This window comes from Azospirillum sp. A23 (assembly GCF_042938965.1).
Taxonomy (GTDB): Bacteria; Pseudomonadota; Alphaproteobacteria; order Azospirillales; family Azospirillaceae; genus Azospirillum; species Azospirillum melinis.
This window is the reverse complement of record NZ_CP170667.1, coordinates 756,182-775,759: the sequence shown is the minus strand read 5'-3', so window position 1 is coordinate 775,759 and position 19,578 is coordinate 756,182. Positions and strand designations below refer to the sequence as shown.

15 protein-coding genes, 1 tRNA gene and 1 other RNA gene are annotated in these 19,578 nt (G+C 68.8%); 14 read left to right on the top strand and 3 right to left on the bottom strand.

Annotation, left to right across the window (positions count from 1 at the left end):
• Nucleotides 1–68 precede the first annotated feature (68 nt).
• From epsC to ABNQ40_RS21020, 7 genes are all read left to right on the top strand, one after another.
• On the top strand, nt 69–854 hold the full coding sequence (gene epsC / locus ABNQ40_RS21050; protein ID WP_391348777.1) for a serine O-acetyltransferase EpsC: 786 nt from the start codon (nt 69–71) through the stop codon (nt 852–854).
• Nucleotides 851–1,336 carry an Rrf2 family transcriptional regulator gene (locus ABNQ40_RS21045; protein WP_014248224.1) on the top strand — a complete coding sequence of 162 codons (486 nt, stop codon included), beginning with the start codon at nt 851–853 and terminating at the stop codon, nt 1,334–1,336. The genes epsC and ABNQ40_RS21045 overlap by 4 nt, the downstream gene beginning before the upstream one ends.
• A gap of 45 nt (nt 1,337–1,381) precedes the next feature.
• Nucleotides 1,382–2,533: a cysteine desulfurase family protein gene (locus ABNQ40_RS21040; RefSeq protein WP_391348774.1), complete on the top strand. Its 1,152-nt coding sequence runs from the start codon at nt 1,382–1,384 to the stop codon at nt 2,531–2,533.
• A 185-nt stretch (nt 2,534–2,718) separates the two neighbouring features.
• On the top strand, nt 2,719–3,417 hold the full coding sequence (locus ABNQ40_RS21035) for a molecular chaperone DnaJ (protein ID WP_391348771.1): 699 nt from the start codon (nt 2,719–2,721) through the stop codon (nt 3,415–3,417).
• A 62-nt stretch (nt 3,418–3,479) separates the two neighbouring features.
• Nucleotides 3,480–3,809 carry a ferredoxin family 2Fe-2S iron-sulfur cluster binding protein gene (locus tag ABNQ40_RS21030; RefSeq protein ID WP_109086201.1) on the top strand — a complete coding sequence of 110 codons (330 nt, stop codon included), beginning with the start codon at nt 3,480–3,482 and terminating at the stop codon, nt 3,807–3,809.
• Nucleotides 3,810–3,940: 131 nt separating this feature from the next.
• Nucleotides 3,941–5,116 (top strand): tRNA 2-thiouridine(34) synthase MnmA, encoded by a 1,176-nt coding sequence (mnmA, locus tag ABNQ40_RS21025; RefSeq protein ID WP_391348768.1) that lies wholly within the window; start codon nt 3,941–3,943, stop codon nt 5,114–5,116.
• A 168-nt stretch (nt 5,117–5,284) separates the two neighbouring features.
• A tRNA-Met gene (locus ABNQ40_RS21020) sits at nt 5,285–5,359 on the top strand.
• A gap of 114 nt (nt 5,360–5,473) precedes the next feature.
• On the opposite strand, the gene ABNQ40_RS21015 is transcribed toward ABNQ40_RS21020, so the two are convergent.
• A complete protein-coding gene (locus tag ABNQ40_RS21015) occupies nt 5,474–6,388 on the bottom strand; it encodes a diguanylate cyclase (RefSeq protein WP_109052135.1) in 915 nt (304 codons plus the stop codon).
• A 254-nt stretch (nt 6,389–6,642) separates the two neighbouring features.
• Between ABNQ40_RS21015 and ABNQ40_RS21010 the strand changes: the two genes are divergently transcribed.
• On the top strand, nt 6,643–8,589 hold the full coding sequence (locus ABNQ40_RS21010) for a sigma-54-dependent Fis family transcriptional regulator (RefSeq protein WP_391348767.1): 1,947 nt from the start codon (nt 6,643–6,645) through the stop codon (nt 8,587–8,589).
• Nucleotides 8,590–8,639: 50 nt separating this feature from the next.
• Here the strand turns inward: ABNQ40_RS21010 and ABNQ40_RS21005 are convergent, their stop codons facing one another.
• Nucleotides 8,640–12,335, bottom strand: a complete 3,696-nt coding sequence (locus ABNQ40_RS21005; protein WP_109052133.1) for a hydantoinase B/oxoprolinase family protein — start codon at nt 12,333–12,335, stop codon at nt 8,640–8,642.
• A 167-nt stretch (nt 12,336–12,502) separates the two neighbouring features.
• Nucleotides 12,503–13,084, bottom strand: a complete 582-nt coding sequence (locus ABNQ40_RS21000) for a GNAT family N-acetyltransferase (protein ID WP_109052132.1) — start codon at nt 13,082–13,084, stop codon at nt 12,503–12,505.
• Nucleotides 13,085–13,370: 286 nt separating this feature from the next.
• Between ABNQ40_RS21000 and ABNQ40_RS20995 the strand changes: the two genes are divergently transcribed.
• From ABNQ40_RS20995 to rnpB, 6 genes are all read left to right on the top strand, one after another.
• Nucleotides 13,371–14,153 carry a TerB family tellurite resistance protein gene (locus tag ABNQ40_RS20995; protein WP_109052131.1) on the top strand — a complete coding sequence of 261 codons (783 nt, stop codon included), beginning with the start codon at nt 13,371–13,373 and terminating at the stop codon, nt 14,151–14,153.
• Between the two features lie 130 nt (nt 14,154–14,283).
• Nucleotides 14,284–15,426 carry a hypothetical protein gene (locus tag ABNQ40_RS20990; RefSeq protein ID WP_109052130.1) on the top strand — a complete coding sequence of 381 codons (1,143 nt, stop codon included), beginning with the start codon at nt 14,284–14,286 and terminating at the stop codon, nt 15,424–15,426.
• Between the two features lie 129 nt (nt 15,427–15,555).
• Nucleotides 15,556–17,388, top strand: a complete 1,833-nt coding sequence (locus tag ABNQ40_RS20985) for an ABC-F family ATP-binding cassette domain-containing protein (protein WP_109052129.1) — start codon at nt 15,556–15,558, stop codon at nt 17,386–17,388.
• The gene (locus ABNQ40_RS20980; protein WP_109052128.1) at nt 17,385–18,263 is read left to right on the top strand and encodes a DMT family transporter; all 879 of its coding nucleotides are present in this window, start codon (nt 17,385–17,387) and stop codon (nt 18,261–18,263) included. Before ABNQ40_RS20985 ends, ABNQ40_RS20980 begins: the two co-directional genes overlap by 4 nt.
• A 7-nt stretch (nt 18,264–18,270) precedes the next feature.
• On the top strand, nt 18,271–18,963 hold the full coding sequence (locus tag ABNQ40_RS20975) for an N-acetylmuramoyl-L-alanine amidase (protein WP_109052127.1): 693 nt from the start codon (nt 18,271–18,273) through the stop codon (nt 18,961–18,963).
• 61 nt (nt 18,964–19,024) lie between these two features.
• An RNA gene (gene rnpB, locus ABNQ40_RS20970) (RNase P RNA component class A) lies at nt 19,025–19,426 on the top strand.
• Nucleotides 19,427–19,578: the final 152 nt, after the last annotated feature.

Below are 19,578 nucleotides of genomic sequence, written 5' to 3'. Positions count from 1 at the left end.
CGAGGTTCCGGACCGGAAGGTCCTGAACCGCAAGGGTCCGACAGGCCGAAACCGGGCACGGGCGGCCGATGAGAGCGGCGGACTATACCACGGCGGGTGATGGCGTGTTCAAGCATCTTCGCGAAGAGATCGATGGGATCATGGCGCGCGATCCCGCCGCGCGGTCCCGGCTCGAGGTCGCGCTCTGCTACCCCGGCTTGCACGCGATCGTTCTCCACCGCATCGCCCGGCGCGCCCGCGACGCCGGATTGCACACCACCGCCCGCCTGATCTCGCAGATCACCCGGTCGCTGACCGGCATCGAAATCCATCCCGGCGCCACCATCGGCCGCCGCTTCTTCATCGACCACGGCATGGGTGTCGTGATCGGCGAGACGGCGGAGATCGGCGACGACGTCATGCTCTATCATGGGGTGACGCTGGGCGGCACCTCGCTCAATCCCGGCAAGCGCCATCCGACGCTGGGCGACGGCGTCATCGTCGGCGCCGGCGCCAAGATCCTGGGCGCCATCACCATCGGCCGCGGGGCGCGCATCGGCGCCAATGCGGTGGTGGTGGCCGACGTTCCGGCCGACACCGCGGTGGTCGGCATCCCGGCCAAGCCGGTGGTGGCGCGCGACCGCGCCGAAACCCGCAAATTCATGCCCTACGGCACACCCTGCGGCGACATCCCCGACCCGGTGGCCCGCGCGCTGACAGGCCTGCTCGACCAGATGACGGCGTTGCAGGCCCGTGTCGGCGAGTTGGAGGCGGATCGTCCGCCCGCTGCCCTCCCCCGTTCAACACCCACACCGCCAGAGACGGTGGCGTCCCTCGCAAATGGGATGCACGAAGCGCAAGGAGAATCGCGATGAGACTCAGCACCAAGGGACGCTATGCCGTGATGGCGATGGTCGATCTGGCCGCCACCAGCCAGGGCAGCCCGGTCGCGCTGGCCGACATCGCGGAGCGGCAGGAGATTTCCCTGTCCTATCTGGAGCAACTGTTCGCCAAGCTGCGCAAGGGCGGTCTGGTCAAGAGCGTGCGCGGCCCCGGCGGCGGCTATCTGCTTGCCCACCCGGCCGATGCGACCCGGGTGTCCGACATCATCCTGGCAGTGGACGAGCCGATCCGCACCACCCGCTGCGCCAACGGCACGCCGCAGGGCTGCCGCACCAACCGCTCGCGCTGCCTGACCCACGATTTGTGGGAAGAACTGGGCAACCAGATCCATATGTATCTCAGCTCGGTCACTGTCGCCGATGTGGTGGAACGGCGGATCATCGGCACCAGCGGCCTGAACCTGCTGCGCCCGGCCCCGGCCGCCGACAGCGCCGCCGTCGCCGCTGCCGAGTGATCCGGCGGAGCGAGATTGGCCTTCCACGTTGAGCGTGCCTGAAAAGTGACTTCACCGCCCGTTGCCCCGTATGTCGCCCCGTTCCGGCGGACCGGCGTCTATCTCGACCACAACGCCACCGCTCCGCTGAAGCCGGAGGTCAAGGCGGCGATGGGTCAGGCGATGGATCTGGTCGGCAATCCGTCCTCCGTCCACGCCTTCGGCCGCAACGCCCGCCGGGCGGTGGAGGAGGCGCGTGCCGCCGTGGCGGCGCTGGTGGGCGTGAAGCCGGCCCAGGTGCTGTTCACCGGCAGCGGGACGGAGGCGAACAACTTCGCGCTCCGCGGCTTCCCCGGCCGCCGCACGCTGACCTCCGCCATCGAACATGAGTCGGTGCTGGCCGCCGAGCCCGAGGCGGAGCGCTTCGGCGTGGACCGCGATGGCGTCGCCGACCTGGAGGATCTGGAACGCTGGCTGGCCGCGGCGGACCATCCGGCGCTGATCTCCCTGATGCTGGTCAACAACGAGACCGGGGTGATCCAGCCGGTGGCCGACGCCGCCCGGATCGCCCACGCCCATGGAGCGCTGGTCCATTGCGACGCGGTGCAGGCAGCCGGACGGATGCCACTGTCCCTGCGCGCTCTCGGCGTCGATCTGATGACGCTGTCGGCCCACAAGCTGGGCGGACCGACCGGCGTCGGCGCCCTGATCCTGACGGAGGGGCTCGAACCCGACGCGCTGATCCGCGGCGGCGGGCAGGAACGGCGCAAGCGGGCCGGCACCGAGAACCTGCTGGGCATTGTCGGCTTCGGCGCCGCGGCCCGGCTGGCGCTGGACGGGCCGGCGGAGGCCGCCGACCTCGCATCCCTGCGCGACCGGCTGGAGCGGGAGGCGCTGGTCGCCGTCCCGCACGCCCGGGCGATGGGCGCCGGTGCGGCGCGGGTCGCCAACACCAGCTGCCTGATGCTGGCCGGCCTGCCCGGCGAAACCCAGGTGATGACGCTGGACCTCGCCGGCGTGGCGGTCAGCGCCGGATCGGCCTGCTCCAGCGGCAAGGTGAAGCCATCCCATGTGCTGGCGGCGATGGGCGAGGACGAGCGGGCCGCCGCCAGCGCCATCCGGGTCAGCCTGGGCTGGACCAGCGACGACGAGGCGGTCGACCGCTTCCTGACCGCCTGGACCGCGATGGCGCGGCGAAGCGCGCCCGCGGATGGCTGATCCCGCCACCCGCCATGGCTGCGCGACCATCTGTCTCCGGTCCGGAAAGCCCGCATTCGCGCATTGCGCCGGATGCGGCTTATCGGTATGACCCCGCGGAAGGCGGCCTTCGTGACAACAGGGGCCTCATGTCGGGTAAACCATCCCATCGGCCGAGCCTTTCGGCGTTTTGACGGACTGCGCGCATGACCAGCTCCAAATCCGGCCCGCCCAAATCCGGTCCGCCCGGCAACAGCAGCGGCGGCATTTCCGGCGCCATCGCCGGCGATCTGGAGCCCTGCGGCACCTGTGGCCGCTCGGTGGCGCCACGCGCCCTGTTTTGCCATGCCTGCGGCGCGGTTCAGCCGCCGCGGCCGCTCGACCCCTTCACCCGGCTGGGCCTGGAACGCCGCTTCGACATAGAGCTGGAGCAGTTGTCGAAGCAGCATGCCGGCTTCACCCGCGCCATGGACCCGGAACGCTTCGCCGCCCGTGGCCCGCGCCAGCAGGCCAACGCCAAGGCCCAGGTCGAGGCGCTGCGCGACGCCTATGAGGTGCTGCGCGATCCCATCCGCCGTGCCCATGCGCTGCTGGAGCTGATCGGCGGCACACCGGCCGATGGCGAAGAGGACGGCGACGAGGAAATCGCCGACCTCGCGGCCCGGCTGGCTCGTGCCGGCGACGTGCTGGAACTGGACCGCATCGGGCTGGACCTCAACCAGCGGGTCGAGGCCTGCATCAAATATCTCGCCCCCGCCTTCCGAAAGGCGCAGACGGCGTCGACACCCGACAGCCCGCCGGCAGCCGACGGTGCCGCCCGCATCCTGGCCAGGCTGGAGCGGCTGGAGGCGCTTGCCGCCGAGGTGCGTGACCGCCGTGCCGCGCGGACGCCCCCACGGCCGTGATTCACATTTTTCTTACAATCGCCCTATAAATCGCTAGGCAACCGTAAAAGAACGAGGACCCCATGCCCAAGATGACCTTCATCGAGACCGACGGCACCCGCCGCGAGGTGGACGCCCCGCTCGGCCTGTCCGTGCTGGAGATCGCGCACAAGAACAGCCTGGATCTGGAAGGCGCCTGCGAGGGCTCGCTGGCCTGCTCCACCTGCCATGTCGTGATCGAGCCGGAGTGGTTCGACGTCCTGCCGGACGCGCAGGAGGATGAGGAGGACATGCTGGACCTCGCCTTCGGCCTGACCAAGACCTCGCGCCTGGGCTGCCAGATCATCATGACCGAAGAGCTGGACGGCCTTGTCGTCCGCCTGCCGGGCGGCAGCAACAACGCGATGAAGTAAGCGTTCGGGGGAACCCTGTTCCGGCCGCCGGGGCGGCGCCGCACGCTGCGGCACCCGGCGGTCGCTTGTGTTGTTACCCTGCTGCGCATTCCTGCCTTTTCCGGGCGCCTGCCCGCCTTATATAGGGCGCCATGAACTCCCTCGGTCTTCCCAAGCGCCCCCAGGACACCCGCGTCGTCGTCGCGATGTCCGGTGGAGTGGATTCCTCCGTCACCGCGGTCGTGCTGCGGGAGGAGGGCTATGACGTCGTCGGCATCACGCTGCAGCTCTACGACCACGGCCTCGCCTTGCAGAAACCGGGCGCCTGCTGTGCCGGCCAGGACATCTACGACGCCCGTCAGGTTGCCGACCGCATCGGCATCCCGCATTACGTCCTGGATTACGAAGGCCGCTTCAGCCAGGACGTGATGGACGATTTCGCCGACAGCTATCTGCGCGGCGAAACGCCGATCCCCTGCGTGCGCTGCAACCAGCGCGTCAAGTTCCGCGACCTGCTGAACACCGCCCGCGACCTGGGTGCCGAAGCGCTGGCCACCGGTCATTATGTCCGCCGCATCGCCGGCCCGCAGGGCGCCGAGCTGCACCGCGCGGTCGATCCCGCCAAGGACCAGAGCTATTTCCTGTTCGCCACCACGCGCGAACAGCTGGAGTTCCTGCGCTTCCCCCTCGGCGGCCTGACCAAGCCGGAGACCCGCGCTCTGGCCGAGCGCCACGGGCTGGAGGTGGCGGCCAAGCCCGACAGCCAGGACATCTGCTTCGTTCCCAACGGCAACTATGCCGAAGTGGTGGCGAAGCTGCGCCCCGGCTCCGTCGAGCCCGGCGACATCGTCCATGTCGATGGCCGCGTTCTGGGCCGCCACAAGGGCGTCGTCCACTACACGGTCGGCCAGCGCAAGGGGCTGGGCATCGGCGGTATCCGTGGCCAGGAGGAGGAGGCGCTCTACGTCGTCCGCCTGGAGCCTGCCCGCCGCCGCGTCGTTGTCGGCCCCCGCCGTGACCTCGCCCGCTCGCTGGTGACGGTGCGCGACGTGAACTGGCTGGGCCCCGATATGGCCGATGGCGCCGGGATCGAGGTGTCGGTGAAGCTCCGCTCCACCCAGCCGGCCGCCCCTGCCCTGTGGCGCGCCGGCCCGGACGGCACCGCGCGCGTCGAGCTGCTGGAGCCCCAGCACGGCATCGCTCCGGGCCAGGCCTGTGTCGTCTATCAGGGAGACCGCGTGCTGGGTGGCGGCTGGATTTCCGCCACCGCCGGCGGCGTGGGCGAGGACGCGGCCAAGCTTGTGGGGGCAGGGGAAACGGCGGCCTGAATCAGAGGGTTATGCGACTTTCCGCCGGTCGGCCAAAAAAAATCGTACCCCCCGAAAATTCCGCGTTGACAGGCCAAGTCGCCCTATCCTATATAGCGGCTCCCGGCGGCAACGACGGGACACGATGGTAGCCACGGCGGCGGAAACGCCAACAACGGCGAACACGATGGCAGCGTAGCTCAGTGGTAGAGCAGGGGAATCATAATCCCTTGGTCGGGGGTTCAAATCCCTCCGCTGCTACCATCATAGAAAACCCCCTGATTTCCGGAAGGACGTCAGGGGGTTTTTCTTTGCGCACTCTCAGCTTGATGCAGCGTGGACTGCGGAACGGCGACTGTGGGGAACCGGTGGCTCCCCCTACCCCGTCATCGACTTCGGCAGTGCGATCTGCGGCTCGACCTCCACACGGTTGCGACCGGCGTTCTTTGCGCGATAGAGGGCGGCGTCGGCACGGGCCAGCAAGGGCTCGATACCGGTGTCGCTGCCGGTCAGCCAGCTCAGCCCCAGGCTGACGGTCAGGAACAGCTCTCCGCCGTCCTCCCGCTTCACCGGTTGGGCGGCGATTGCCTGGCGCAGGCGCTGGGCAGCGGCGAAAGCGTTCACGGGCGGGGTTTCCGGCATCACCACGGCGAACTCCTCGCCACCCAGCCGGCCGATCAGGTCGCAGGCGCGCAAGCTTTCCTTGCAGGCACGAACCGTGCTGCGGATCGCCTCGTCACCGGTGGCGTGGCCATAGCTGTCATTGACCCGCTTGAAATGGTCGATGTCCAGCATCACCACCGACAGCGGGCGCTCGTATCGTCGCGAGCGGGTAAACTCTTCAGCCCCCCTCTCCAGAAAGCGGCGGCGGTTCATGGCGCCGGTCAGGGCATCGGTGGTCGCCAGCCGCTCCAGGTCGCGCTGCATCGCCACGACGCGCGAGGCCGCCAGCAGGCGCGCCGCCGTCCATTTCCAATCCAGAGGTTTTCGCAGAAACTCGTCGGCGCCGGCCTCCACCAGTTCGTGGAACTGGTCAGTCATGCTGCCGGGGATCATCAGGATCAGGTAGAGGTGGCGAAGCCCCTGGGCCGTGCGCAGGTGCCAGCACAGTTCCAGCCCGGTCATGTCGGCCAGACGGATATCCGCCATCACCACATCGAACCGCTCGTTCGCCACCGCCTCGATGGCGGCGGCGCCATTGTTGACCACGCTGGTGGCGTAGCCGAGCTTGTTCAGCTCGTACACCATCATGGTCAAGTGGCGCGGTGAATCGTCGACGATCAGAATCCGCAAATCGAAAGCTCCCGGCGATCCCTGCCCGTTTATGGAGCATGCGACCTTACTTGTGCAAATGTCCTTAACGTCATGCCATGGCAGGATAACCAAAAGCAGAGGTCATACGCTGGTATGCCGGGGTAATGGGTGGCGTCCAGCCGGTGGAACGATCTGATGCTTTTGCACATGTTGCCTATCGGGCCGGCCGGTTGATATTGTCCGCCCCAATATGTTCGTGGAACAAGCGAACGATGAGTGCGGGAGGCACGACCATGGACAGCGCGCGCGCGGCCCACATCGATGAACTCGTCCGTGTCTCCACCGGCCGTATCGCCGCAGGGGGGCCATCCGCCCGCGATCCGATCATCGAAAACTCGTGGCGCCGCTGTGTCGCCGACCACAAGCTCGACCCCACCGTCGGGCGCGAGGCGCACATCCTGACGCAGGAGCGGCTGCGCGAGCATCGCGACGCGATGGACGAGTTCCTGCGCATGGCCCGCTTCGGGCTGGAGGCGCTGTACCGGCAGGTCGCCGGCATGGGCTATGTCCTGCTGCTGACCGACAGCAACGGCGTCACGGTGGACTTCATCGGTGACCCGACCTTCGACAACCATCTTCGCCGGGCCGGGCTGTATCTGGGGTCGGACTGGAACGAGGGGCATGCCGGCACCTGCGCGGTCGGCACCTGCATCGCCACTGCCCAGGCGTTGACCGTGCACCAGACCGACCATTTCGACTCCACCCACATCCCGCTGACCTGCACCGCGGCACCCGTCTTCGACAGCGGCGGCGAACTGGCCGCCGTGCTGGACATCTCCGCCCTGCACTCGCCGGAACCGAAAATCAGCCAGTATCTGGCGTTGCAGATGGTGCGTGCCTATGTCCACAAGATCGAAACAGCCAACCTCTACAACAACTTCCGACGCGACTGGGTGCTGAAGCTGTCGGCATCGCAGGAGTTCGCGGAGGTCGACCCCGACTTCGTCCTGGCGCTGGACGCCGGCGGGCGGGTGGTCGGCTTCAACCACAAGGCCCATGATCTGCTCGCGGAGGACGGAGCGTCACCGCTCGGCCGCTCCTTCGCCGAACTGTTCGATTGCGAGGTGGACGATCTGGTCCATTTCGTCCGCTCGCTGCCGACCGAGCAGCGCACGCTGCGCCTGCGCCGCACCGGACTGCCGCTGTTCGCCCAGGCGATGCCGCCGCCCGCCGTGTCGCTGCCGCGCAGCCATGCGCCGGACCATGGCGGCGATCCGTTACCGGAGCCGCTGCGTGTGGTGTCCGGCGGCGATCCGGCGCTGAAGGCGGTGCTGACGCGGGCGGCCAAGCTGGTCAACACCCGCATGAGCCTGCTGATCCACGGCGAGACCGGCACCGGCAAGGAGCATCTCGCCAAGGCCCTGCACAAGGCCAGTATCCGCCGCAACAAGCCCTTCGTCGCCGTCAATTGCGCGGCATTGCCGGAGAACCTGATCGAAAGCGAGCTGTTCGGCTACGAGCCCGGCTCCTTCACCGGGGCGACGGCGCGCGGCAAGAAGGGGCTGATCCTGGAGGCCGACGGCGGCACCCTGTTCCTGGACGAGATCGGCGACATGCCGCTGTCGTCGCAGACCCGGCTGCTGCGCGTGCTGGCCGAGCGCGAGGTGACGCCGATCGGCCGGACCAAGGCGGTGTCGGTGGATGTCCGCGTCATCGGCGCCACCCACCGCGATCTGGTGGAACTGGTCAAAGCCGGACAATTCCGTGACGACTTGTACTTTCGTCTCAATGGCGCAGTGTTCACCGTGCCGCCCCTGCGCCAGCGCGGCGACCTGGATTGGCTGATCGAACGGCTGCTGGCCGAGCGGGCGGAACGTGACGACGTCGGCTACCGTCTCACCCCGTCGGCGCTCGCGGCCCTGCGCGGCCATGGCTGGCCGGGCAATGTGCGGGAACTGGTGAATGCGCTGGACTATGCCTGCGCGGTCAGCGACGGCGGGTTGATCGACCTCGGCGATATCCCAGAGCCGGTGCAGCACAGCGGCCTGTTCCGGGCCTGGCCCGAGGAAGAGGCGCGGACGGTGGCGACGGACGAGGACCCGGCCGCCCGGCTGCGCGAAACGCTGCGGCGGCACCATTGGAACATATCGGCGACGGCACGCGCGGTGGGGGTCGACCGCTCGACCGTCCATCGGCAGATGCACCGTTTCGGCATCGTGGCGCCGCATCGGGCGGAGTGAAGGGGAGGGGCGGCGAGAGTCTGTCTCGGCCGCCCCCCAAACTTTCCCCTTTACCCCGCGGCTCCGAACCCGCCGCCGCCCGGCGTTTCCACCACCAGGGCGTCGCCCGGCCGCATCGCGGCGCTGTCCTGGGAGGCCAGTTCCTGCACGCTGCCGTCGGTGCGCTGGACCCAGGTCCGGCCGACGGCACCGTCGGCACCGCCCTTCAGGCCGAAGGGAGCGATCTTGCGGTGGTTGGCGAGGATGGCGGCGGTCATCGGCTCAAGGAAGCGCAGGCGGCGGATCACGCCGTCGCCGCCGCGCCAGCGCCCTGCCCCGCCGGATCCCCGGCGGATGCGGAAGCTCTCCACCAGCACCGGGAAGCGCCATTCCAGCACCTCCGGATCGGTCAGGCGCGAGTTGGTCATGTGGGTCTGCACGGCGTCGGTGCCGTTGAAGCCGTTGCCGGCGCCCGACCCGCCGCAGACCGTCTCGTAATACTGGTGCCACTCGTTGCCGAAGGTGGTGTTGTTCATCGTGCCCTGGGCCGACGCCATCACCCCCAGCGCGCCGAACAGAGCGTCGACGATGCACTGGCTGGTCTCCACATTGCCGGCGACCACCGCGGCGGGCGGGTTGGGCGACAGCATGGAGCCCGGCGGAATGACGATCTCGATGGGGCGCAGGCACCCCTCGTTCATCGGGATTTCGTCGTCCACCAGACAGCGGAAGACATAGAGTACCGCCGCCCGGCAGACCGCCGACGGGGCGTTGAAGTTGTTGGTCAGCTGGGTGCTGGTGCCGGAGAAATCGACGATGGCCGAGCGCGCGCCATGGTCGATGGACACCCGCAGCTTGATGACCGCGCCATTGTCCAGCGTCACCGCGAAGTCGCCGTCGCTCAGCACGCCGATGGCGCGGCGGACCTGCTCCTCGGCATTGTCCTGGACGTGGCGCATATAGGCGATGACGGTGGACAGGCCGTGCAGGCGGACGACGCGGTGCAGCTCGCGGGTGCCCTGCTCGTTGGCGGCGACCTGCGCCTTGAGGTCGCCGATGTTCTGCACCGGGTTGCGCGCCGGATGCGGGCCGGAGCGCAGAAGCTCAACCATCTCCTGCTCGCGGAACTGGCCGCTCTCGACCAGCGGCACGCAGTCCAGCAGCACGCCCTCGTCGGCGATGGTTCTGCTGTCCGGCGGCATCGAGCCGGGGGTGATGCCGCCGACGTCGGCATGGTGCCCGCGCGAGGCGACGAAGAACAGCAGCTCCTTGCCCGCCTCGTCGAACACCGGCGAGACGACGGTGATGTCCGGCAGATGGGTGCCGCCGTGATAGGGATCGTTCAGCGCGAAGCTCTCACCGGCGGTGAAGGTGCCGCCGCGGCGCTGGATGACGGCACGCACGCTCTCGCCCATCGATCCCAGATGGACAGGCATGTGCGGCGCGTTGGCGATCAGGCCGCCATCGCGGTCGAACAGGGCGCAGGAGAAGTCCAGCCGCTCCTTGATGTTCACCGACCGGGCGGTCTTCTCCAGCGTCACGCCCATCCGTTCGGCGATGGACATGAACAGGTTGTTGAAGACCTCCAGCGTCACCGGATCGACCTTCGCCCCGCCCTTGACCCCGGCGGCCTGACGCTGGGCCGCGGGCTCCAGCCGGGTCAGCACCAGATGGTTCTTGCGGGTGACTTCCGCCATCCAGCCGGGCTCGACCACGGTGGTGGAGACCGCTTCGGCCAGAATCGCCGGACCGACGACACGGTTGCCGGGTTGAAGCTGACGACGGTCGTAGAGCGGCGCCTCGCGGCGCTGCCCCCCTCCAGGGCCGCCGCTGTGGATGGCGACGGTGGCGAGCCGGCGCGGCAGCACCGCGGTGGTGGCGGGAAGCTCCGGATCCTCCAGAACGTCGGTCAGGCCGACCGCCTCCAGCGTCACCGACTCGACCTCCAGCGCGGTGCCGGGGGTGAGGAAGCCGTAGCGGCGGCGGTGCGCCTCCTCGAAGGACTTGGTCATCGCCACCTTCGACCCGAAGGTGACGGTCAGGGTGGTGTCGGAGCCGGCGGCCTTCAGATGGACGCGGCGGTTGATCGCCTGCCGTCCGGCATCGACACCCTGGCGGGTCAGCTCCGCCCGCCCTTCGGTCTCCAGATCGGTGAACAGCATGGTCAGCCGGTCGACGACGGCGTCGCTCAGCGGGCCTTCGACCGCGCGTTCGCGGATGGCGACGGTGTCGGCCAGACCGATGCCGTAGGCCGACAGCACGCCGGCCTGCGGGTGCAGGAACACCCGCGTCATGCCCAGCGCGTCGGCGACGGCGCAGACATGCTGGCCCGCCGCCCCGCCGAAGCCGTTCAGCGTGTAGCCGGTGACGTCATAGCCGCGCTCGACCGAGATCTTCTTGATGGCGTTCGCCATGTTGTCGACGGCGATGCGCAGGAAGCCCTCGGCGACCTCCTGCGGGGTCATCGCCGTGCCGAGCTTGGCGTTGACGGTGGCGGCCAGTTCGGTGAAGCGGGCCTTCACCACCTCGGCGTCCAGCGGCTGGTCGCCATTGGGGCCGAAGACATTGGGGAAGAAGCGCGGCTGGATCTTGCCGACCATCACGTTGCAGTCGGTGACGGTCAGCGGACCGCCGCGGCGGTAGCAGGCGGGGCCGGGGTTGGCGCCGGCGCTGTCCGGCCCGACGCGGAAGCGGGTGCCGTCGAAGACGCAGAGCGAACCGCCGCCAGCCGCCACCGTGTGGATGTGCATCATCGGCGCGCGCACCCGCACGCCGGCCACCACCGCGTCGAAGGCGCGCTCATACTCGCCCGCATAATGCGACACGTCGGTCGAGGTGCCGCCCATGTCGAAACCGATGACCCGGTCGAAGCCGGCCATGCCGGCGGTGCGCACCGCACCCACCACGCCGCCGGCCGGCCCCGACAGGATGGCGTCCTTGCCCTGGAAGCGGCGGGCGTCGGTCAGGCCGCCGTTCGACTGCATGAACATCAGCGGCACCGGCGTGCCGTCGACGCTGAGGTCATTGGCGACCCGGTCGACATAGCGGCGCAGCACGGGGGAAAGATAGGCGTCAGCCACCGTGGTGTCACCGCGGCCGACCAGCTTCATCAGCGGGCTGACCAGATGGCTGACCGACACCTGGGTGAAGCCGACCGCGCGGGCCAGCGAGGCGACCTGCCGCTCATGCTCCGGATAGCGGTAGCCATGCATCAACGCGATGGCTGCGGCGCGGAAGCCCCGGCGATAGGCCTCCTCCAGCCCTCGGCGCACGGCATGCAGATCAACCGGCTTCAGCACGCGGCCATCGGCCATCACCCGTTCCGGCACCTCCACCACATGGGAATAGAGCTGGTCGGGCAGATCGATGCGGCGGGCGAAAATCTTCGGACGGGCCTGATGGCCGATGCGCAGCTGGTCGGCGAGACCTTCGGTGATCAGCAGGACGGTCGGCTCGCCCTTGCGTTCCAGCAGGGCGTTGGTGGCGACGGTGGTGCCCATCTTGACCACCTCCACCGTGTCCGGCGGGATCGGCTGGCCCGGCTTCAGACCGAGAAGCTCACGGATGCCCTGGACGGCGGCGTCGGCATAGCGCTCCGGATTTTCCGACAGCAGCTTGTGGGTCACGACCGACCCGTCCGGCCGCCGGCCGACGATGTCGGTGAAGGTGCCGCCGCGATCCACCCAGAACTGCCACCGGGCCGGCCTGGTCTCCGCCGTTCCGGCCACCGCCCCTCCGGCCACCGCCGCGTTCTTCGTCTCACCCATTGTCGCACCCGCCGAAGTCCATGCGCGGCAACCGCACCGCGCGTGGGCCGGAGTTTCGCGATCCGGCAGCGAATTTCAACCGCCTGAGTGGCTCGGCCCCATCAGGAAGGAAGGACGCGGCGGAAAGAACACAGGATGACGGACGACCGACCTTGCAGATGTCGCCGTCAGGCGGCCAGCCGTTCCCGCGGGCGGGTGGACAGACAGGACTGAATGGCATTGCCCGACAGGATGCTGTTGAAGGCGCCGCTGCCATCCTCCAGCGCTTCCAAGGCGATGGAGAATTGGTTCGGCGCCGGCAGCTCGAACATCGAGGTGATCTCGCCTCCGTCGAGCACCAGCCGTCCGCCGAACCGGCGGGCCAGGGCGCGCATGCGGGAGTTTTCCGCCAGGCACACCATATGGACATGGCGGATGCCACGGTTGCGGGCGACGGTCAGGATGCGGCGGACCAGCGTGGTGCCGACACCCTTGCCCTGCAATCCCGACTCGATGCTGATGCCGAATTCAGCCTGTTCGGGCCAGAGGAGACGGTCGCCGCACAGTTCGATGGCGCCGCGCAGCACGCCGTCCTCGAACGCGCCGAGAATCACCGTCCGGCCCCAGTCGATGGCCGTGCAATGCCGCTCCACCGCGTCGTCCGACAGGGTGCCGGCGAAGCGGGCATAACGGTCCGTGCGGTCGAGGCGGAGAAGATGCGCCCGGTACTGGGGCAGCTCGGTCGGCATGATCTTGCGGATGACAGGCATGGCTCTGCTCACGGTTCTCGAAATCCGAAAACGCATTCGTGCAGAACGTTTTCCCCAGGCTCCGGCACCGCCGTCGGCAGGCACCGTCTTATCGCGAACGGCGCTCTCTCCGGCGCCTTTTGTTGCATTGCAACATGGCGTGGCCGGCGGGATTCGCAAGCGCTTATTAGAAATTCGCGATACCAACAATGCTGGCCTGTTGCCGGCAAGCCACAGTTGGCCTGCCCTTTCCCGGCCGCTATGCTGCGCTCACGGGTGGGGTGGCCTGTGCACAAAAGGGCATGACATGAGCATCTGGGGCAAGATCCTGGGCGGCGCGGCCGGCCTGTTCACCGGCGGTCCGCTCGGCGCCCTGCTGGGCGGTCTGGCCGAGCATGCGGTCGACCTGTGGTCACCCTGCGGCGCGGACGAGCAACCGCGCCGCGGCATGAGCGATGCCGAAGCCGAAGCGGCCAAGCAGACCGTCGCCTTCACCATCGGCGTGATCGCGCTGGCCGCAAAGATGGCCCGGGCCGACGGCGTGGTGAAGCGGGTGGAGGTCGACACCTTCAAGCGGCTGTTCCGCGTCCCGCCGGAGGAGTTGGACAATGTCGGCCGGGTCTTCGACCTCGCCCGCCGCGACACCCGCGGGTTCGAGGAATATGCCCGCCAGATCGCCAAGCTGTTCGAGGACAAGCACGCGGTGCTGGAGGAGTTGCTTGACAGCCTGCTGATGATCGCCGAGGCCGATGACGAGCTGCACGAGACGGAGGTGGAGTATCTGCACGCCGTCGCCGTGATCTTCGGCTTCGACGAGGCCGATTTCCGCCGCATCGTCGCCGGTCACCATCTGGCCGGCACCCCGACGGAAACCGACCCCTATGCCGTGCTCGGCGTGGCGCGTCTGGCCGGCGACGATGCGGTCAAGGCCGCACACCGGGCGCTGGTGCGGGAACACCACCCGGACCGGCTGATCGCCCAGGGCATGCCACAGGAATTCATCGATCTGGCGACGCAGAAACTCGCGCTGATCAACGCCGCCTACGACCGCATCCGCCGCGAACGGGAAGGTGCCGCCGCCCTATCCTAACCTGTCGCGAATCGCTGTAGGTCGAGTTCATTTCAAATTGCTTTCCCATGGCCTTTATCCCGTTTCCTGACGTATCGTCCCCGGCGGGGCGGGCGACCGGTTGCCCGCGTGTTTTGGGGACGACACGACGATGCGACGCACGATCATCCGAACGGTCTTCGCCGCTGTACTGGGAACGACGATTGCCATGGGGTGCGGCGCCCAGGCGCAGGTGGCGCCCCCCGCAACAGCCGGCGACGCCACGGTGGTGCTGGGCCAACCGCTGACGCTGAATCTGGGGGCGGCGCCTGCCGGTACCGACTGCGCCACGCAGGCGGCAATGCTGAACGCGCAAGCGCTGGTCCTGGTCGCCAACGGCCAGACCATTCCCGGCGCCCGCGCCAGCTTCGCCTGCTCCGCCAAGGGCGAACTGGTGGGCACCGCCTCGACCTCCATCGCCGGCAACGGCGACGACGCGGCGAAGCGGCGGACATCCTGGCAGACCGCCTTCAGCGGCTTCTTCAGCCTCGCCGGGGCCAAGACCCTGCCGGTCGCCTTCGGCCCGGCCACCGGCGGCATGACGACCGCGCCGCAGATGGTGTCCATCCAGGGCGCCAGCGACCGCGACCTCGGGCTGGCGGCGGTGTGGTTCGCCCTGGTGGCGGCGGTGTTCCTGTTCGCCTTCTTCCGCCATTTCGGACGCACCGATGCCATCACCCCGATTGCCGGCGTGCCGATGCCGGCCAACTATCGGGCACCCTACAGCCTCGCCCGCTTCCAGCTTCTGTGGTGGAGCGGGATCGTCACCGCCTCCTACGCCGCCATCCTGACCATCACCGGATCGATGGACACCATCACCACCGGCACCATGGCGCTGATGGGGATCGTCGGCGGCACCTCGGTCCTGGCCGCCTTCCAGGACCGCCGGCCGAGCGACGACCAGACCCGACGCCAGCAGCATGCCGCCCTCTACATCGCCGCCTCCACGGCCACCCCGCCCGACCGGACGGCCATGGCCGCCAGCCTGGAGCAGGTCTATCCACCCACCCAGGGGCTGCTGCCCGATCTGCTGAGCGATGCCGCCAGCTACAACATTCATCGCCTGCAATTGCTGGCCTGGACCGGCGTGCTGGGCATCACCTTCCTCTACGAGGTCACCCGCACGCTGGGCATGCCGGAGCTGTCGGCCAACCTGCTGGCCCTGACCGGCATCAGCAACGGCACCTATTTCGGCTTCAAGATGCAGGAACAGCAGGTGCCGGCGCCGACCGGCATCGCCCAACTACCGGCCTGATCCCGGCCTGACGGCGGGGGCGGTTCCACCGGGCGCAACCCGCCCAACCGTTTTTCCGGGTCGCGGTGGAGGGGGACGGCGCGCTATAACCCATCCCCTTCCCTCGATTTTCCGGCGCACGAACGGTCCATGGCTCCTCCCGCACCCATCACGGCGCTCCAGGGCGTCTCCGTCACCTTCGGCGGCCGTCCGCTGTTCGACGGCATCGACCTGTCCATCGGCCGCGGCGACCGCGCCTGCCTGGTCGGACGCAACGGGTCGGGCAAGTCGACGCTGATGAAGGTGCTGGCCGGGATGATCCAACCCGATGGCGGCACCGTGTTCGTCCAACCGGGCGCCCGCCTTGCGTATCTGCCGCAGGAGCCGGACTTCACCGGCTGTGCCACCGTCCAGGACTATGTCGTGAAGGGCCTGCCCGCCGACGAGCAGGACGAGGCGCACCGCGTCGACGCCGTGCTCGACCGGCTCCAGGTCGACGGCAACCTCGACCCCCGCACCCTGTCGGGCGGCGAATCGCGCCGTACCGCGCTGGCCCGCACGCTGGTCGGCAACCCCGACGTCATGCTGCTGGACGAGCCGACCAACCACCTCGACCTCCCCACCATCGAGTGGCTCGAAGAGGAGCTGCTGTCCTTCCGCGGCGGCCTGCTGCTGATCAGCCACGACCGTGCCTTCCTGAACCGGCTGGCCAAGCGGACGCTGTGGCTCGACCGCGGCACGGTGCGCGCCACCGACCGCGGCTTCGCCGAGTTCGAGACCTGGCAGGCCGAGGTGTTCGAGTCGGAAGAGGCTGCGGCCCACAAGCTGGACCGCAAGATCGAAAGCGAGATGAAGTGGCTGCGCGAGGGCATCTCCGCCCGGCGCACCCGCAACATGGGACGCGTCCGCAATCTGCTGGACCTGCGGGCCGGGCGCGCGGAGCAGATCAAGGGCGGCCAGCAGGCCAAGCTCGCCATCGCCGAGGCCGAGCGCGGCGGCCGGCTGGTGATCGAGGCGACCGGCATCTCCAAGGGCTTCGACACGCCCGACGGCCGCAAGACCATCGTGAAGGACTTCTCCACCCGCATCCTGCGCGGCGACCGGGTCGGCCTGATCGGGCCGAACGGCGCCGGCAAGTCCACCCTGCTGAAGATACTGACCGGCCAGCTCGATCCCGACGAGGGCACGGTGAAGCTGGGCACCAACCTCGACACCGCCTATTTCGACCAGCGGCGCGAAGGGCTGAACCCGGAGGACACCATCCGAAAGGTGCTGTGCCCCTTCGGCGGCGATGCGGTGGTGGTCAACGGCGTGTCGCGCCATGTCGCCGGCTACATGAAGGATTTCCTGTTCGACACCCGGCAGTTGGACAGCCCGGTCAAGGCACTGTCGGGCGGCGAGCGCAACCGGCTGCTGCTGGCCCGGCTGTTCGCCAAGCCCAGCAACATGATGATCCTCGACGAGCCGACCAACGACCTCGACATGGACACGCTGGACCTGCTGGAGGATGTGCTCGGCGACTATCAGGGCACGCTTCTGCTGGTCAGCCACGACCGTGACTTCCTCGACCGGCTGGTGACCGCCACCATCGCGCTGGAGGGCGACGGCACCGCCACCGAATATGCCGGCGGTTATTCCGACTATCTGGTGCAGCGCCCGGCCAAGGCGGCTCCCGCCGCGGCCGCCGCCAAGCCGAAGCCCGCCGCCCAGGCGCCGGCCGCCGCAGCCAAGCCGCGCGGCAAACTGAGCTACAAGGACCAGCGCGAGCTGGACGAGCTGCCCACCCGCATGGACACGCTGGGGGGCGAGATCGCCAAGCTGGAGAAGGCGCTGGCCGATCCCGACCTGTTCACCCGCGACCCCGCCAAATTCCAGAAGACGAGCGAGCAGCTGCACGCCAAGCAGGCGGCGCTGGCCGCGGCGGAGGAGCGCTGGCTGGAGCTCGAGGCGATGCGCGAGGAGTTGGAAGGCGGGCGGGCATGAGTTTTGCCCACACGCTCCAGGCGCTGGCGGTGATGGCGCTGTGGGGGCTGAACTTTGTGGTGGCGAAATGGGCGCTGGCCGAATTTCCGCCGCTGTTCGTGATGTTCCTGCGCTTCGCCCTCGTGGCGGTGCTGATCATCCCCTTCTTCCGCGTGCCGCGCGACAAGCTGTGGAAGATCGCCCTCCTGTCGGTCACGCTGGGCAGCATCCATTTTCCGATGATGTTCAGCGGGCTCAACGGGATCGACGCCGCCACCGCCTCGCTGGCGGCACAGGTGCAGGTCCCCTTCTCCTCCCTGCTGGCGGCGCTGGTGTTCAAGGACAAGCTGGGCTGGCGCCGCGGCATCGGCATGGCCGCCGCCTTCGCCGGCGTGGCGGTGATCGCCGGAGAGCCGCGGCTGGGCGAGTCGCTCCATTCGCTGCTGCTGATCCTGGCCGCGAGCTTCGCCTTTGCGGTGGCGAGCGTGCAGATGAAGCTGATCGGCGCGGTGAACGGTTTCGCCGTCAACGGCTGGATGGCGCTGTTCGCCATGCCGCAGCTGCTGGTCCTGTCGCTGCTGACGGAGCATGGGCAGATGGCGGCGCTGGCGAACTCGACCTGGGTCGGCTGGGCATCCATCGCCTACATGGCCGTCGCCGTCACCATCATCGCCTACGGGCTGTGGTATCCATTGCTGGGACGCTATTCCGTCAACCAGACCATGCCCTATCTTCTGACCGTCCCGGTCTTCGGCGTGGCCAGCGGCGTGCTGCTGATGGGCGATCCGGTGACGATCAACCTCGCCATCGGCGGGCTGTTGACCATCGGCGGCGTCGCGGTCATCGTGAAGCGCCGTCCGCGCACCGTCAGCGAGACCGTCACCAACCCGACCTGATGCCGACATGAGCGCCTTCCGCCGGATCGACCGCCCCTCCCCCAACCACGGCCCCCGGGCCGACGGTGCACGGGTGGAACTGCTGATCCTGCATTACACCGGCATGCCCACCGCCGCCCATGCGCTGGAGCGGCTGTGCGATCCGGCGTCCCAGGTCAGCGCCCATTACACGGTGGACGAGGATGGCACCGTCTATGCCCATGTGCCGGAGGACCGGCGCGCCTGGCATGCCGGCCGGTCGAGCTGGCGCGGAGCGGAGGATGTCAACAGCCGCTCCATCGGGGTTGAGATCGTCAATCCCGGCCACGAGTTCGGCTACCGGCCTTTCCCGCCGGTGCAGATGGCCGCGGTCGCCGAGCTTTGCCTGGGCATCGTCGCCCGGCACGGCATCGCCGCCGCCGACGTGCTGGGCCATAGCGACGTGGCCCCCGCCCGCAAGGAGGATCCGGGCGAGCTGTTCGATTGGCCGGGCCTCGCCGCCCGGGGACTCGGGCTCTGGCCCACGCCGTCCCGGGCAGAAGACGGCCCCGCCGACACAGTGGAGGTCGCCGCACTGCTGGGACGCTATGGGTACGACCCGGCCGAGCCGCGGGCGCTGCTGGCCTTCCAGCGCCACTTCCATCCCGACTGCCTGACCGGCCTTCCCGACCCCGAGACGGTGCAGCGCCTGCGCGCGCTGCTGCGGCTTACAGAACGGTAACGGTCGGAGCCCGCGATTTGGGATTTGCCCCCACGGCCGCTTCCCTATATGAACGACCGCGCCAGATGGCCGGATGGCCGCCTTCGGTTTCGACCGGGGGAGGAAAGTCCGGGCTCCACGGAAACACGGTGCCGGCTAACGGCCGGCGGGGGCGACCCTAGGGAAAGTGCCACAGAAAGCAAACCGCCGGCGTTTCGACGCAGGTAAGGGTGAAAGGGTGCGGTAAGAGCGCACCGCGGACCCGGCAACGGGGACGGCACGGTAAACCCCACCGGGAGCAAGACCGAATAGGAGCGGCCCGACCACTGTCCCCGCAACGGGACGGGCGTGGGTCAAGCGCGTTTCCGCGCCGTCGCTCGGGTTGGTCGCGCGAGGCGTCCGGGCAACCGGCGTCCCAGACGAATGGCCATCGCCTGCCCCTCGGGGCGGGATACAGAACCCGGCTTACAGGCCATCTGGCACTTTCCCATCTCTTTTGCCCAGCCCGTCCCAAATCGGCTCCCCCATCGGGGCGGCCGATCCCATGGCGCCCCATGGCGGCACCCGTTTGCCCTCGCCCTGCCCCTTTCGATGGGCGGGCATGGGACGGCGTGGGCGGGAGACGGGCGGTTTCCG

What these genes read in the sequence shown, in the direction of transcription:
- ABNQ40_RS20980 (WP_109052128.1), top strand. Translation starts at nt 17,385, where the DNA reads ATGAGTTTTGCCCACACGCTCCAGGCGCTGGCGGTGATGGCGCTGTGG.
- mnmA (WP_391348768.1), top strand. Translation starts at nt 3,941, where the DNA reads ATGAACTCCCTCGGTCTTCCCAAGCGCCCCCAGGACACCCGCGTCGTC.
- ABNQ40_RS20975 (WP_109052127.1), top strand. Translation starts at nt 18,271, where the DNA reads ATGAGCGCCTTCCGCCGGATCGACCGCCCCTCCCCCAACCACGGCCCC.
- ABNQ40_RS21000 (WP_109052132.1), bottom strand. Translation starts at nt 13,084, where the DNA reads ATGCCTGTCATCCGCAAGATCATGCCGACCGAGCTGCCCCAGTACCGG.
- ABNQ40_RS20990 (WP_109052130.1), top strand. Translation starts at nt 14,284, where the DNA reads ATGCGACGCACGATCATCCGAACGGTCTTCGCCGCTGTACTGGGAACG.
- ABNQ40_RS21030 (WP_109086201.1), top strand. Translation starts at nt 3,480, where the DNA reads ATGCCCAAGATGACCTTCATCGAGACCGACGGCACCCGCCGCGAGGTG.
- ABNQ40_RS21045 (WP_014248224.1), top strand. Translation starts at nt 851, where the DNA reads ATGAGACTCAGCACCAAGGGACGCTATGCCGTGATGGCGATGGTCGAT.
- ABNQ40_RS21005 (WP_109052133.1), bottom strand. Translation starts at nt 12,335, where the DNA reads ATGGGTGAGACGAAGAACGCGGCGGTGGCCGGAGGGGCGGTGGCCGGA.
- ABNQ40_RS20985 (WP_109052129.1), top strand. Translation starts at nt 15,556, where the DNA reads ATGGCTCCTCCCGCACCCATCACGGCGCTCCAGGGCGTCTCCGTCACC.
- ABNQ40_RS21010 (WP_391348767.1), top strand. Translation starts at nt 6,643, where the DNA reads ATGGACAGCGCGCGCGCGGCCCACATCGATGAACTCGTCCGTGTCTCC.
- ABNQ40_RS21035 (WP_391348771.1), top strand. Translation starts at nt 2,719, where the DNA reads ATGACCAGCTCCAAATCCGGCCCGCCCAAATCCGGTCCGCCCGGCAAC.
- ABNQ40_RS20995 (WP_109052131.1), top strand. Translation starts at nt 13,371, where the DNA reads ATGAGCATCTGGGGCAAGATCCTGGGCGGCGCGGCCGGCCTGTTCACC.
- epsC (WP_391348777.1), top strand. Translation starts at nt 69, where the DNA reads ATGAGAGCGGCGGACTATACCACGGCGGGTGATGGCGTGTTCAAGCAT.